The following is a 13,267-nucleotide window of genomic DNA, read 5'->3' as shown; positions in this document are numbered from 1 at the left end:
CCCCTCAGCGGGCGCTGCCGAGGGCGATACCGAAGAACAGCCAGGCGACGCCCTGCACGATCAGGTCGGCCGACAGGAACAGGCCCAGCACCCAGAGGCTGTTGACCGGCCAGCCGGCGAAGATGATCAGCGCCACGATGAAGCTGACGATGCCGCCCGCCAGCACCCAGCCCCACCCTTTGCGGGGCCGTTCCTGCAGCGCCACGACGAAGCGCAGGACACCCGCCACCAGCAGCGAAGCCGCAAGCACGAGCGTCAGCAGCGTCGAGGCGAGGACCGGGTTCACGAAGGCAAAGAACCCCGCCAGGATGTAGAGCACCCCGGCGATCAGCAGCAGCAAGGTGCGGCCCCAGCCTCTGACGCGCATGGCCAGCACCATCTGCGCGATCCCGCCCAGGATCATCATGATGCCGATGAAATAGACCGATGCCACCGTCGCCAGCAGCAGGTTGGCGAAGGCGAAGACCCCCAGGATCAGCAATATGATCCCCAGTGCGATGAACCAGCCGCGGTTCCGCGTCAGTTCGGGATGCGGGTCGTCGACTCGATAGGTGCGGGTGGTCGCCATGTCATTCGCTCCGGTTGTTCGGGGGATCGAGTGCGAGATCGAACTCGGGACCAAGCCCCTGCGGGCCAACGAAGGACGCGCGGGTTCGTTCCTTTGCCGGTGACGTGGGCAAAATGGCGCAGGCGGCCAGGCTACCGTGGAAACGAAGCCGCGGGGCTGGCCCCAAGATCATGCTCCAGCTTGCGCAGCCGGTCGGCATGCTGGCCGGATGGGCCGCAGCGGTCCCCGTTGCTCGTCCACAGAAGCGCCGAAAGGCTCCTGCGACAAAAGAACCTGCCGCACCGTAGCGTGGCGGAATGCCGAAAAGGCCATCAACGGAAGAGAACACCTTGATCACCGCGGATCATTTCCGGGTGGAGACCGGCGATCCCCACCCCAGCGCCTGCCCCCTTCTACCTCGCCCGCGCCGTGGCGATCAGGCGCTGGAGGTCGCTGACCTCCTGCCGGCCGAACAGGGCCTCGTCGCCGGCGATGAAGGTCGGGGTGCCCAGCAGGCCCATGTGGTCGGCAAGGTCCAGCGAGGTGCTCAGGTGATCCGAGATCCAGTCGGCCTCCATGTCGGCGCGCAGCTTCCCCTCGTCCAGCCCGACGCGGCGGGCGGCCGCCAGCACCGACGCCTCCTCGGCGCGGCCGCGCATGTTCATGAGGTGGCGGTGGAACGGCCAGTAAAGCCGCTGCTCGCGCGAGGCGAGCGAGGCGCGGGCGGCAAAGACCGACCCCTCGCCGAACACCGGCAATTCGCGGAAGACCACCCGCAGATTCGGGTCAGCGCCGATCAGCGTTTCCACCCGCGCGGCCATCGGGCGGCAATGGGGGCAGTTGTAGTCGAAGAACTCGGTCAGGGTGACGTCGCCGTCGGGGTTGCCGAGGACGGGGGCGAGCGGGTCACGCTCCAGCGCCCGGCGCAGCTCCGGCGGCATGGGGTTGTCCGAGGAGGCCGCATAGGCAAGCCCGCCGAGGACATAGAGGCCCAGCGTCGCGGCGGCGCCGACAATAAGGTGGCGGCGGTGGATCGGGGCGGGATGGGTCATTGCGGTCCTCTCGCTGTCACGTCGGGCCGCAGGTTATGCGGGTGGGCCGGAAAGGTCCAACCCGCGCCTGAAAATGCAGGAAGGCCCCCGACCGTCTGGCGGGGGCCTTCTCATGGCGCGCTTGTCCGGCGTCAGGCGGCGGTGGTCATGTCCGGCTGCTTCGAGCGGCCCGAGAACAGCCGCCAGACCAGCACGAAGAACACCGGCACGAAGATCACCGCCAGCGCCGTGCCGGTGAAGGTGCCGAAGAACGCCGCGAAGCCGATCGCGTGGCGGGCGCCCGCCCCGGCCCCGCTGGACAGCACCAGCGGCAGAACCCCCAGCCCGAAGGCGAGCGAGGTCATCAGGATCGGCCGGAAGCGCAGCTTCGCCGCCTCGCGCACCGCCTCGACAGCGTTCTCGCCGAGCGTTTCCATCCGCTCCCGCGCGAACTCGACGATCATGATGCCGTTCTTGCCGGTCAGACCGACCACCGTGAGCAGACCAACCTGGAAATAGACGCCGTTCGACTGACCGCCGACCCAGGCGCCGATCAGCGCGCCGAGCACGCCGACCGGCATGGCCAGCAGCACCGCGATCGGGATGGTCCAGCTTTCATAGAGCGCCGCGAGGCACAGGAACACCGTCGCCAGCGCCAGCGCGTAAAGCACCATCGCGCCCGCGCCCGCTTCCTTTTCCTCCAGCGACAGGCCGGTCCATTGCAGGCTGAAGCCGGCGGGCAGTTGCTGGGCCAGCGCCTCCATCTCGGCCAGCGCCTCGCCGGTCGAATAGCCGTCGGCGGGCATGCCTTCGATCGACATGGCGGGCAGCGCGTTGTAGCGGTTCACCTGCTGCGCGCCGAAAACCCACTCCTGCCGCGCGAAGGTCGAGAAGTCCACGTATTCGCCGTTCGTGTTCTTCACCCGCCACAGGTCCAGATCGGCCGGCGCGGTCCGGGCCGAGGGCTCGCCCTGCACATAGACCCGCTTCACGCGGCCCTCATACAGGAAGTCGTTGACATAGGCCCCCGACCAGACCGTCGCGAGGAACGAGCCGACATCCGCCGCCGTCACGCCCACCGCCCCGGCCTTCGCCCAGTCGATGTTGAGCTGGAACTGCGAGGCGTCCTCGACCCCGTTGGGGCGGACAGCCGTCAGCACGGGACTTTCCGTGGCCAGCCCCAGCAGCATGTCGCGAGCCTCGACCAGTTGCTCGTGCGTCTGGCCGGCATTCGCCGTCAGCTGGGCCGAGAACCCGGTCGAGTTGCCAAGCTCCATCACCGCGGGGGGCACGATCGGGATCACCACCGCCTCGCGGATGCCGCCCATCAGCGGGCCGAAAGCGCGGGCGGCGATCGCACCCACCGAATCCTCGGGATCGGTGCGTTCGGACCAGTCGTTCAGCAGGACGAAGACCATGCCCATGTTCTGCCCCTGCCCCGCGAACGAGAAGCCGCGCACGGCAAAGACGGACTTCACGTTATCCGCCTCGGCGGTCATGTAGTAGTCCGACACCTTGTCCATCACGGCCTCGGTCTGCTCGGCCGTGCTGCCCGTGGGCCCCTGCACGATGGTCATCAGCGCGCCCTGATCCTCGTCGGGAAGGAACGACGTGGGGGTGCGCTGATACATGACGACCATGCCGCCGACGAGCACGGCATAGATCACCAGCATCTGCAGCGGCCGGCGCGTGGCCACCCGGACGATCGCGCTGTAACCGGCGGTCACGCGCGAGAAGTTCCGCTCGAACCAGTTGCTGAAGGCGGTGCCGAGCCGGCCCAGCCAGCCCTGCCGCTTGTTGTGGGCATGGGGCTTGAGCATGGTGGCGCAGAGCGCCGGCGTGAAGGTCAGCGCGATGAACACCGACAGCATCATGGCGGTGACGATGGTGACGGCGAACTGCTTGTACATCTCGCCCGTCGAGCCGCCGAAGAACGCCATCGGCAGGAACACCGCCGAGACGACGATGCCGATGCCGACCAGCGCGCCCGAGATCTCGTCCATCGACTTGCGCGTGGCCTCAACCGGGCCGAGCCCCTCGTCGTGCATGATCCGCTCGACGTTCTCGACCACGACGATGGCGTCATCGACCAGAAGGCCGATGGCCAGCACCATGGCGAGCATCGTCAGCGTGTTGATGCTGAAGCCCAGCACCGCCATGACGCCGAAGGTTCCCAGCAGCACCACCGGCACGGCAAGCGTGGGGATCAGCGTCGCGCGGAAGTTGTGCAGGAAGATCAGCATCACGAAGAAGACGAGGATGATGGCCTCGATCAGCGTGTGGACCACCGCCTCGATCGAGATCAGCACGAAGGGCGTCGTGTCATAGGGGACGACATAGCTCACCCCCGCCGGCAGGAACTGGGCCAGCTCATCGACCCTGGCCTTCACCAGCTCGGCCGTTTCCAGCGCGTTCGCGCCGGACGCCAGCTGAATCGCCATCCCCGACGAGGGCATGCCGTTGTAATAGCCGGTGATCTCGTAGTTCTCGGTGCCCAGTTCGGCGCGCGCCACGTCGCGCAGCAGGACCAGCCCGCCATCGGTGTCGGCGCGCAGGACGATGCGTTCGAAGTCCTCGGGCGTGCGCAACAGCGACTGCGCCGTGATCGTGGCGTTCAGAAGCTGGCCTTCCGGCGCGGGCATGGCCCCGAAGGAACCGGCCGAAATCTGGGCGTTCTGCGCCCGGATCGCGCCCACGACATCGTTCGGCGACAGGTCGTAGGACTGCAGCTTGGTCGGGTCCAGCCAGATCCGCATGGCGTATTCCGACCCGAACACCTGCACCTTGCCGACGCCGTCAAGACGCGAGATCGGCTCGACCATGTAGGAGTTCAGGTAGTCGGCGAGGTCGATGGCCGAACGCGCGCCGTCCTCGGACACCAGCGCGATGACCATCAGGAAGCCGGTGGCGGATTTCTCCACCGTGACCCCCTGCCGGGCGACAGCCTCGGGCAGCCCAGCCTCGGCCTGCGCAAGCTTGTTCTGCACCTGCACCTGCGCGATGTCGGCGTCGGTTCCCAGATCGAAGGTCAGCGTGATGCTGGCCCCGCCCGTCGATGTGGTGGACGAGTTGATGTAGCGCAGCCCGTCGAGGCCGGTCATCTCGCGCTCGATGAGCTGGACGACCGTGTCCGCCACCGTCTCGGCGGAGGCGCCGGGATAGGCGGCGCCGATGACGACCGAGGGACCGGCGATGGTCGGATACTGGGAAATCGGCAGCCGCATGACGGACAGCGTTCCCAGACCCATGATGATGATGGCGATGACCCACGCGAAGATGGGCCGGTTGATGAAGAACCGGGGCATGAATCAGTTTCCTTCCGGTGCGGCCGGCTGGCCCGCCGGTTCGACTGGCACGATCTCCGCTGGTCCGCCCGGCGCGACTTTCTGGAAGCCGGTCGTGATGATCTGGTCGCCGGGTTCGAGCCCCTCGGTGACGACCCAGTTGTTCTCGTGCGAGGTCAGGACGGACAGCTGCCGCTCGACCACGGCGCCGTTCTCGACCAGCCACACATGGGGCACCCCGCTGGCGTCCCGCATGACGGACGATTGCGGGACCATGAACACCCCCTCCTCCTCGGCCTGCGGCAGGATCACCTCGACATAGAGGCCGGGAAGCAGGACATGGTCGGGGTTGGGAAAGCCGATCCGCAGGGTGATCATGCCGGTGGTCGGCTCGACCTGCGGCTCGGCGGCGCGCAGCTCGCCGGTGACCGGGAAGGTCTCGCCCGTGGGCAGGATCATCGTCGCCTCGCCCGTTGTGCGGACCGTCTCGCCCTCGGCGGCATGCCAGTTCAGCAGGTCGTTGGCCGACTGCGTCACGTCCACATAGACCGGGTCGAGCGTGCGGATCGTGGTCAGCGCGGCGGGCTGCTGGGCCGCGACCAGCGAGCCGGGCGTCGCCTGCGAGAACCCGATCACCCCGGCGATCGGCGCGCGGATGGTCGTCCGCTCCAGATCGATCTCGGCGGTCTGAAGCTGCGCCTGCGCCAGTTGCAGCGCCGCGTCGGCCGCTTCGCGCGCAGCGACGGCGCTGTCGCGCCGCTGCTCGGACCCGGCGCTGGTGGCCAGCAGTTCCTCGGCCCGCCGAGCCTCGCGCACGGCGAGGTCGTAATTCGCCTGCGCCTGCGCGACGGCCGCCCGCGCCCCGGCGGCCACGGCAATATAGGTTTCATCCTCGATCTTGTAGAGGGCCTGACCCGCCTCGACCCGGCTGCCTTCCTCGAACAGCCGCTCGCGGATGATGCCCGACACCTGCGGGCGCACCTCGGAAACGGTCGAGGCCTTGATCCGCCCCGGCAGACGCGCCGTCATGGTGAAATCGATGGGCTCGGCGGTGATGGCGGTGACGGTCGGCGTGGGCGCGTCGGGCGCCTGCTGGGCCGCGGCCGCGATCGGCGCGAGGCCGATCAGCGCCGCGCAGACAAGACCGAAGGTGGCGTCTGGAATGATCTTGCGGGACATGTGAACTTTCCGGATGAGCGTGGGCATGAATGAGGGGCGGCACGGCAGCGGGGTCCCGTGCGGCAATTTGACTCAGGGTGTATGACGGCAGGTCCGCCGCGTCACCCGTCGGGCGCGATTTTTTCCGTGTGATCCAGCGCCGGCGCACCCGGCCCGCCACGCGGCAGGCCATCGGGCGCATGTCCGGGCGCACCGGCCCGGAGCGAGGCGATCTGGTGCGACAGCATCTTCGTCCCGAGCCCGCTGAGCGGGAACCCCTTGTCCGAGCGCATCCACTCGCTGAGAATGCCGTGGAACGTCACCATCAGGAACACCGCCGCCTCCTCGGGGGTGAAGGCGGGGTTCAAGGCGCCGCAGTCGCGGGCGTCGCTGGCCATCTGGCGCAGCATGTCCCGCATCTCGGCGTCGATCCGGGCGACCCAGGCCGCGCCCTCCCGACCGGTCGTGAGGTCGGACATGATGAGGAACATGCGCTGCTGCCGCGCGTCGGCCTCGAACGAGCGCAGGATCGCGGGTCCGGCGGATTCGAGCCGCGCCAGCGGATCGCCCTCTCCCGCTGCGGTCATGGCCGCGATGATCTCCTGCTGCGGCACGAACGAGCGTTCATGCAGCGCGGCGAGAAGATCGGTCTTGTCCTTGAAGTGCCAGTAGAACGCCCCGCGTGTGACACCAGCCGCACGCGAGATCGCCTCCAGCGAGGTCGAGGCGAACCCCTTCCCGCAGAACGCACGTTCGGCGGCGTCCAGAATCGCGGAGCGCGTCTGCTCTGAATCTTCCTTGCTTCGGCGCATCCCGGAGGGTTCCTGTAGGTGAGACGCGCCTATACAAACATTCTGGTATGTATGTAAAGAGGCGGATCAGAAAATTCGCCACTTCGGCGATCAAAGGCTGCATTGAACGCCTTACGCGGCGATTTGAACGCGCGGGCCATAGATGCCACAGGCACGAGCGTTTCCCGGCGGTTCCCAAGGGTTCGTTCGGCAGATCCTCAGCACCTCTCGCGCCGAGCAAGTGCGGCCGGGACAGAGAACACCTGTCCCCTCACGACCCCGGCGCCCTCGGCGCGCGCCAGCCGCGCCAGACGCTCACGATGCGGAGCGCGGCCGCGATCACCACGCCGGCCCCTGCGGCCCATGCGTCGCTCCAGCCCCATGCGTAACCCGCGGCCACGATCCCGGCGCCGACCAGCGCGGCGAGGGCATAGACCTCGTCCCGCAGAACATGCGGCACCTCGGCGACGAGCATGTCGCGCAGGGCGCCGCCGCCCACGGCGGTCAATATCCCAAGGATGATCGCCGCCAGCGGGTCCAGCCCTGCCAGCAGCGCCTTGCGGCAACCGCTGACCGCGAACAGCCCCAGCCCGAGCGCGTCCAGCACCATGACGGGCCGCAGGAGCCTGTCCATCAGCCGGTGGCCGAAGAAGATCACGGCCGCCGCGGCGAATGTGGCGAGCAGATAGCGCGTGTCTTCGAGCGCGGCGGGGGGCGTCGCGCCAAGGGCCACGTCGCGCAGCATCCCCCCGAACAGCCCGGCCGAGACCGCCAGCACGGTGATCCCGAACAGGTCCAGCCGCCGCTGGACCGCCAGCATCGCCCCGCTGAGCGCGAAGACGAAGGTGCCCGCCAGATCCAGCCACAGCCCGAGGGGAAGAACATCCATGCCGCCACCCTGCCCCGCCGCATCCTTGGGTCCACGTCGGTCGCAGGATCACCCGGAGAGCGCCGCGAAGTCCAGCGACCTGCCAGAGGTGCGCGGGGGCCGTTGCGCTGCCCGGTTTCGCCCAAGTTGCGGAGTCGGTGAAACCAAGGCCGAAAGTGTCGTCGTGCGGGTGCCGCTCCGGCCAGCAGGTCCTGCGCGGCCCGGAACCGCGCTTTCTCCCGGAGGCCTCCGGCGCCAGCCATATGTCTTCACGGAACTGCCGAGATCACCGGCGCTCGCAAGTATGAGGCCGGGCACTCGGTCCAGGCGGCAGGAAAGCGCCTGCTTTTTCGGAACCGTGGGTCCCGACCGGCCCATCGCAAGATCCTCGTTCCCTGCGCTCAACTCGCCGTGGCAAACCGGATCAGTAAAAAGGCGGCGGGAGTGTCCCGCCGCCTTTCATGCGAACCGTTCGGGCGGGGGCTTGCGGCCATTGCACCGAACAGAACCGCCTCTCTCCGCAGCTCCCGCATCAATCCAGCGGCTTCAGCCCCGCCTCGATCCGGGCGCGCTGCGGCTCCAGGAAGGGCGGCAGGGACAGCGTCTCGCCCATCGTCTCGAACGGCTCGTCCACGTCGAAGCCCGGCTCGTCGCTGGCGATCTCGAACAGGATGCCGTTCGGCTCGCGGAAATAGAGCGAACGGAAGTAGTAGCGCTCGACCTCGCCCGAGGAGGGGACGCGGAAGCCGCTCACATGCCGCGCCCATTCGCCGATATCGGCCGTGGTGGGCACGCGGAAGGCAACGTGGTGGACGCCGCCCGCGCCCTGCCGCGCGGCGGGCAGGTTCGGCTGCACGGCGACGTGCAGCTCGGCCGAGGGGCCGCCCTCGCTCATCTCGAACACATGGACCTGACCTTCCCCGTCCGGGCTGGCATAGTCGCGCACCCGGCGCATGTTCATCACCTGCGTCAGCACCGCCTCGGTCGGGGCGAGGTCGGGAACGGACATGGTGATCGGTCCCAGCCCGCGGATCTGATGCCCGGCCGGAACCGGGCTGCGGTCCCACGGATGCGCCGTGCCCGGAACATCCGCGACCAGCCGCAGGCGCTGCCCTTCGGGGTCCTCGAAGGCGAGGCTGGCGCGGCCGTCCACCGCCGCGATCTCGCCCACGGTCAGGTTCTCGGCCCGCAGCCGCGCGGCCCAGTAGTCGAGGCTGTCCTCGTTCACCCGCAGGCCGGTGCCGCTGATCGCGTGCGTTCCGCGCCGTTCGCGGGCGGCGGGCCAGTCGAAGAAGGTGATGTCGGTGCCGGGGCTGCCCGCCCCGTCCGCGAAGAACAGGTGATAGGCCGAGGTGTCGTCCTGGTTGACGGTCTTCTTGACCCGCCGCATCCCCAGCGTTTCGGTATAGAAGCGGTTGTTGCCGGGGGCGTCGGCGGTGATGGCCGTCAGATGGTGAATGCCGGTGAGTTGCATGTGGAACTCCTTTCGTTGCAGCCAATATCGGCGCGCGCCCGCCTTCCCGCCAGCCGCCCCGGCGCAAAGCCGGCGTTCGACGATTGCGAACGCTCGGGCAGCTGATATGGTGCCATCGTGCGCTATACGCTGGACGAGATCGAGACGTTCCTGACCGTGATGGAGCTTGGCACCGTCTCGGCGGCGGCGGCGCGGCTGAACCTGTCGAAGTCCGTCATCAGCAAGCGCGTCTCGGATTTCGAGGCGACGCTGGGCGCGGCCCTCTTCCGCCGCAACGCCGGCCGCATCACCCCGACCGAGGCGGCGCTGCGGCTTGCGGACCGCCTGCGCCCGGCGCTGTCCGAGCTGGTCGCCGCCGCGGAAAGCGCCGCATGGGGGATGGACGGCGGCGCCCCGCTGCGCGGATCGCTGGCGATCGCCGCGCCGACGAGCTTCGGGATGATCTATCTCTCCCCGGTCCTCGCCCGCTTCGCCGCCCTCCATCCCGAGCTTCAGTTGCGGCTGGATTATGACGACCGCGCCCGCGATCTCGCGCGGGACGGGTTCGACATCGGCATCCGCATCGGCGGCGGGCGCGACGGGGCGTTGATGTCGCGCAAGCTGGCCGAGGACCGGATGATCGTCGCCGCCAGCCCCGAGTATCTCGCCCGTAACGGAACGCCCGAGGCGCTGGCCGATCTGAGCGGCCATCAGGTCATCAGCTACACCCATGTCTCGGATCTGGGGGTATGGCAGTTCCGGCAGGGCGGGCGCATGGTCTCGCCGCGGATCTCCGGGCGGCTGACGGTGAACAACGGCGAGGCGATCCGCGACATGGCCGTCGCGGGGCTGGGGCTGGCGATGCTGCCGGGCTTCATCGTGGCCGAGGCTCTCCGCCGCGGCGCGCTGGTGCAGGTGCTGCCCGAGATCGCGACGCGCCCGCTGCCGATCCTCGCGGTGTGGCCTCCGGTCTCGCCGATGCCGGCGAAGCTGCGGGCGATCATCGACCATCTGGTGGTGGAGATCGCGGGCGGGGTGCCGTGGGAATCGGCGGTGGGGTAATCCGAGTGGCGCAATCGGGCGGGCTTCTCCGCTGCGTCCGAAGCAGAACGCACGCAGAAGCGACCGCTCGCACTCTCATTGCTTCCGCAATGTCAGCTTTCACGTGTTCACAAAGAAGCCGCGAGAGAGGCTGCTTACCCCGCGCGCAAGCAAGCTCGCTCATCGAGCACCCTTAACGGTCGTGCTGAAGGAAACGGGCCACGAGCCCGTTTCCGTGCGATCCGTTGACGCCAGCACTCCAGAGGGACGCGCCCGCACGGGTGGGCGCGAACGCGCCCGCCAAGGGGCGGGCGGGCGCGTCCCGGTCCGCTTTGGCGGACCGGGGGGCATAGCTCACCTGTCGGCGGCACGGCGGACGCCGGCCGCATACCCCAAAGTAGGAAAACCGCACTCACCTCTTGCCCCACCCCGTGCCGGAGTAGGCGGCGACGGACTGCGAAACCTCCGCCTTCGCACCCGCGCCCAAGCCCCATGGCTCAGCCCCTCGTAGTGCGTGGTCCCCCCCGCATCACCCGGCCGGCAAGAACCCGCCGCCCTCAGGTATTGAACAGGAAGTGCAGCACGTCGCCGTCCTTCACCTCGTAGGTCTTGCCCTCGACGCGGAACTTTCCGGCCTCCCGCGCGCCCGCCTCGCCCTTTCCGGCGACGTAGTCGTCGTAGGCGACCGTCTCGGCGCGGATGAAGCCCTTCTCGAAATCGCCGTGGATCACGCCCGCCGCCTGCGGAGCCAGCGTGCCGCGCGTGATCGTCCAGGCGCGGGCCTCCTTGGGGCCGACGGTGAAATAGGTCTGCAGCCCCAGAAGCTGGTAGGCGGCGCGGATCAGGCGGTCCAGCCCCGCCTCGTCCAGCCCCATCTCGGACAGGAACATCTGCGCCTCGTCGTCGGCAAGCTGGCTGATCTCTTCCTCGATCCGGGCCGAGATCACCACATGGCCCGCGCCCTGCGCCTTCGCCATCTCGGCCACCGCCCGAGAATAGGCGTTGCCGGCGGCGGCGTCCTCCTCGGCCACGTTGCAGACGTAAAGCACCGGCTTGGCCGTCAGCAGTTGCAGTATGTCCCAGGCGCGGCGGTCGTCGTCCGAAACGGTGACGGTGCGGGCTGGGCGCCCCTCGTCCAGTGCGGCGCGGGCGGCCTTCAGCAGCCGCTCCTGCTCCACCGCTTCCTTGTCGCCGCCCTTCAGCTTGCGCTGAAGGTTGGTCATCCGCCGCTCGATGGATTCCAGATCGGCGATCATCAGTTCGGTCTCGATGGTCTCGGCGTCGGCCACCGGGTCCACGCGACCCTCGACATGGGTGATGTCGCCATCCTCGAAGCAGCGCAGCACATGGGCGATGGCGTCCACCTCGCGGATATTCGCAAGGAACTGGTTGCCGAGGCCCTCGCCCTTGCTCGCGCCCTTCACCAGCCCGGCGATGTCCACGAAGGTGATCCGGGTCGGGATGATCTGCTTCGACCCGGCGATCTGCGCCAGCGTGTCCAGCCGGGGATCGGGCACCGCGACCTCGCCCACATTCGGCTCGATCGTGCAGAAGGGGAAGTTCGCGGCCTGCGCCGCCGCGGTGCGCGTCAGCGCGTTGAACAGCGTGGACTTGCCCACGTTCGGCAGCCCGACGATCCCCATGCGAAAGCCCATGCGCGTTCCCTTTCCTGCGTGCTGCGGCCTTCTAGGTCAGGCGGCGCGGCCCGTCCAGTTCGCCCGCGCCCCCTTCCCCTGCCCGCCCGCGCGGCCTAATACGGGCCGACACCACCCGGAAGGCGCGCCATGACCCGTATCGACCGCAAGTTCGCAGCCCTCGCGGCAGCAGACCGCAAGGCTTTCGTCAGCTACATCATGGCCTTCGACCCCGACCGCGACGCCTCGCTGGAGATCATCCGCGGCCTGCCCGGCGCCGGGGTGGACATCATCGAGCTGGGCATGCCCTTCACCGATCCGATGGCGGACGGCCCGACGATCCAGGCGGCGGGGCAGCGGGCGCTGGCCGCCGGGGCGACCGTCTCGGGCGTGCTGTCGCTGGTGGCCGAATTCCGGCGCGAGGATGACGAGACGCCCATCGTCCTGATGGGCTACTACAACCCGATCTATGCCCATCCGGGCGGCGTCGATGCGTTCCTGAAGGAAGCGGTGGAGGCGGGGATCGACGGCCTGATCGTGGTGGACCTGCCGCCCGAGGAAGACGCCGAACTCTGCATCCCCGCCCGCAATGCCGGGCTGAACTTCATCCGTCTGGCCACGCCGACGACTGACGACAGGCGCCTGCCGGCGGTGGTCTCGAACACCTCGGGCTTCGTCTATTACGTCTCGGTCACCGGGATCACCGGCAGCCAGGCGGCTGACGCCTCCGCCGTCGCGCCCGAGGTCGCGCGGATCCGCGCGGCGGCGCAGCTTCCGGTGGTGGTGGGCTTCGGCATCTCGACGCCCGAGGCCGCGCAGGCCGTCGCGTCGGTGGCGGATGGCTGCGTCGTCGGCAGCGCCATCGTCAAGCAGATCGGCGAAGGCAAACTGGCCCCCGAGGTGCTGGATTTCGTCCGCTCGCTGTCGGACGGCGCGCATCGGGGGTAAGCGGTGATCCGCGCCGCGACGCCCGCCGATGCAGAGGCCGTGGCGGCGATCTGGAATCCCATCATCCGCGACACCGCGATCACCTTCTGGCCGACCGAGCGCAGCCCGTCCGACCTCGCGGAGATGATCGCGCAGCGACAGGCGCAGGGCTTCGCCTTCCTCGTCAGCACCGATGAGCGCGGCGTGACCGGCTTCGCTGCCACCTCGCAGTTCCGCGCGGGCGGCGGCTATGCCCGGTCGCTGGAGCATACCGTCCATGTCGCGCCCGGCCAGCGCGGCACGGGCGTCGGGCGGGCACTGATGGCAGGCGTTGCCAGCCACGCCGAAGCGGCCGGCGCGCGGCTGCTGATCGGCGCGATCACGGCATCGAACCTGCCCTCGCTGGCGTTCCACCAGCGGCTCGGCTTTTCGGAATGGGGCCGCATCCCCGAGGCGGGCTGGAAGTTCGGGCGCTACCACGATCTCGTGCTGATGGGACGCCTGCTGCCTGACGGCTGAGTCGCAACGGCAGC

At 68.9% G+C, this 13,267-nt stretch carries 11 protein-coding genes; 3 read left to right on the top strand and 8 right to left on the bottom strand.

Annotation, left to right across the window (positions count from 1 at the left end):
- Positions 1 to 4: 4 nt before the first annotated feature.
- The 7 genes from KTN05_RS10890 to KTN05_RS10860 form a co-directional block, all read right to left on the bottom strand.
- Entirely contained in the window at positions 5 to 568 is a 564-nt protein-coding gene (locus KTN05_RS10890; protein ID WP_217329430.1) for an HdeD family acid-resistance protein, read from the bottom strand.
- A 392-nt stretch (positions 569 to 960) separates the two neighbouring features.
- Positions 961 to 1,599 (bottom strand): DsbA family protein, encoded by a 639-nt coding sequence (locus KTN05_RS10885; protein WP_254368135.1) that lies wholly within the window; start codon positions 1,597 to 1,599, stop codon positions 961 to 963.
- Positions 1,600 to 1,730: 131 nt separating this feature from the next.
- Positions 1,731 to 4,883: an efflux RND transporter permease subunit gene (locus KTN05_RS10880; protein WP_217329429.1), complete on the bottom strand. Its 3,153-nt coding sequence runs from the start codon at positions 4,881 to 4,883 to the stop codon at positions 1,731 to 1,733.
- Positions 4,884 to 4,886: 3 nt separating this feature from the next.
- Entirely contained in the window at positions 4,887 to 6,041 is a 1,155-nt protein-coding gene (locus KTN05_RS10875; RefSeq protein WP_217329428.1) for an efflux RND transporter periplasmic adaptor subunit, read from the bottom strand.
- 101 nt (positions 6,042 to 6,142) lie between these two features.
- Positions 6,143 to 6,832 (bottom strand): TetR/AcrR family transcriptional regulator, encoded by a 690-nt coding sequence (locus KTN05_RS10870; protein WP_217329427.1) that lies wholly within the window; start codon positions 6,830 to 6,832, stop codon positions 6,143 to 6,145.
- Positions 6,833 to 7,082: 250 nt separating this feature from the next.
- Entirely contained in the window at positions 7,083 to 7,700 is a 618-nt protein-coding gene (locus KTN05_RS10865; protein WP_217329426.1) for a trimeric intracellular cation channel family protein, read from the bottom strand.
- Between the two features lie 511 nt (positions 7,701 to 8,211).
- A complete protein-coding gene (locus KTN05_RS10860; RefSeq protein WP_217329425.1) occupies positions 8,212 to 9,153 on the bottom strand; it encodes a ring-cleaving dioxygenase in 942 nt (313 codons plus the stop codon).
- 117 nt (positions 9,154 to 9,270) lie between these two features.
- Between KTN05_RS10860 and KTN05_RS10855 the strand changes: the two genes are divergently transcribed.
- The gene (locus KTN05_RS10855) at positions 9,271 to 10,194 is read left to right on the top strand and encodes a LysR family transcriptional regulator (protein ID WP_217329424.1); all 924 of its coding nucleotides are present in this window, start codon (positions 9,271 to 9,273) and stop codon (positions 10,192 to 10,194) included.
- 536 nt (positions 10,195 to 10,730) lie between these two features.
- Here KTN05_RS10855 and ychF read toward each other — a convergent pair.
- Positions 10,731 to 11,828, bottom strand: coding sequence for a redox-regulated ATPase YchF (gene ychF / locus KTN05_RS10850; RefSeq protein WP_217329423.1), 1,098 nt, complete (start codon positions 11,826 to 11,828; stop codon positions 10,731 to 10,733).
- 129 nt (positions 11,829 to 11,957) lie between these two features.
- Between ychF and trpA the strand changes: the two genes are divergently transcribed.
- Together trpA and KTN05_RS10840 are read left to right on the top strand one after the other, a co-directional pair.
- Entirely contained in the window at positions 11,958 to 12,755 is a 798-nt protein-coding gene (gene trpA / locus KTN05_RS10845) for a tryptophan synthase subunit alpha (RefSeq protein ID WP_217329422.1), read from the top strand.
- Positions 12,756 to 12,758: 3 nt separating this feature from the next.
- Positions 12,759 to 13,253, top strand: coding sequence for a GNAT family N-acetyltransferase (locus KTN05_RS10840; protein ID WP_217329421.1), 495 nt, complete (start codon positions 12,759 to 12,761; stop codon positions 13,251 to 13,253).
- Positions 13,254 to 13,267 lie beyond the last annotated feature (14 nt).

Source organism: Paracoccus sp. Z118, assembly GCF_019061185.1.
GTDB lineage: Bacteria > Pseudomonadota > Alphaproteobacteria > Rhodobacterales > Rhodobacteraceae > Paracoccus.
This window is presented reverse-complemented; position numbering and strand designations above follow the sequence as displayed.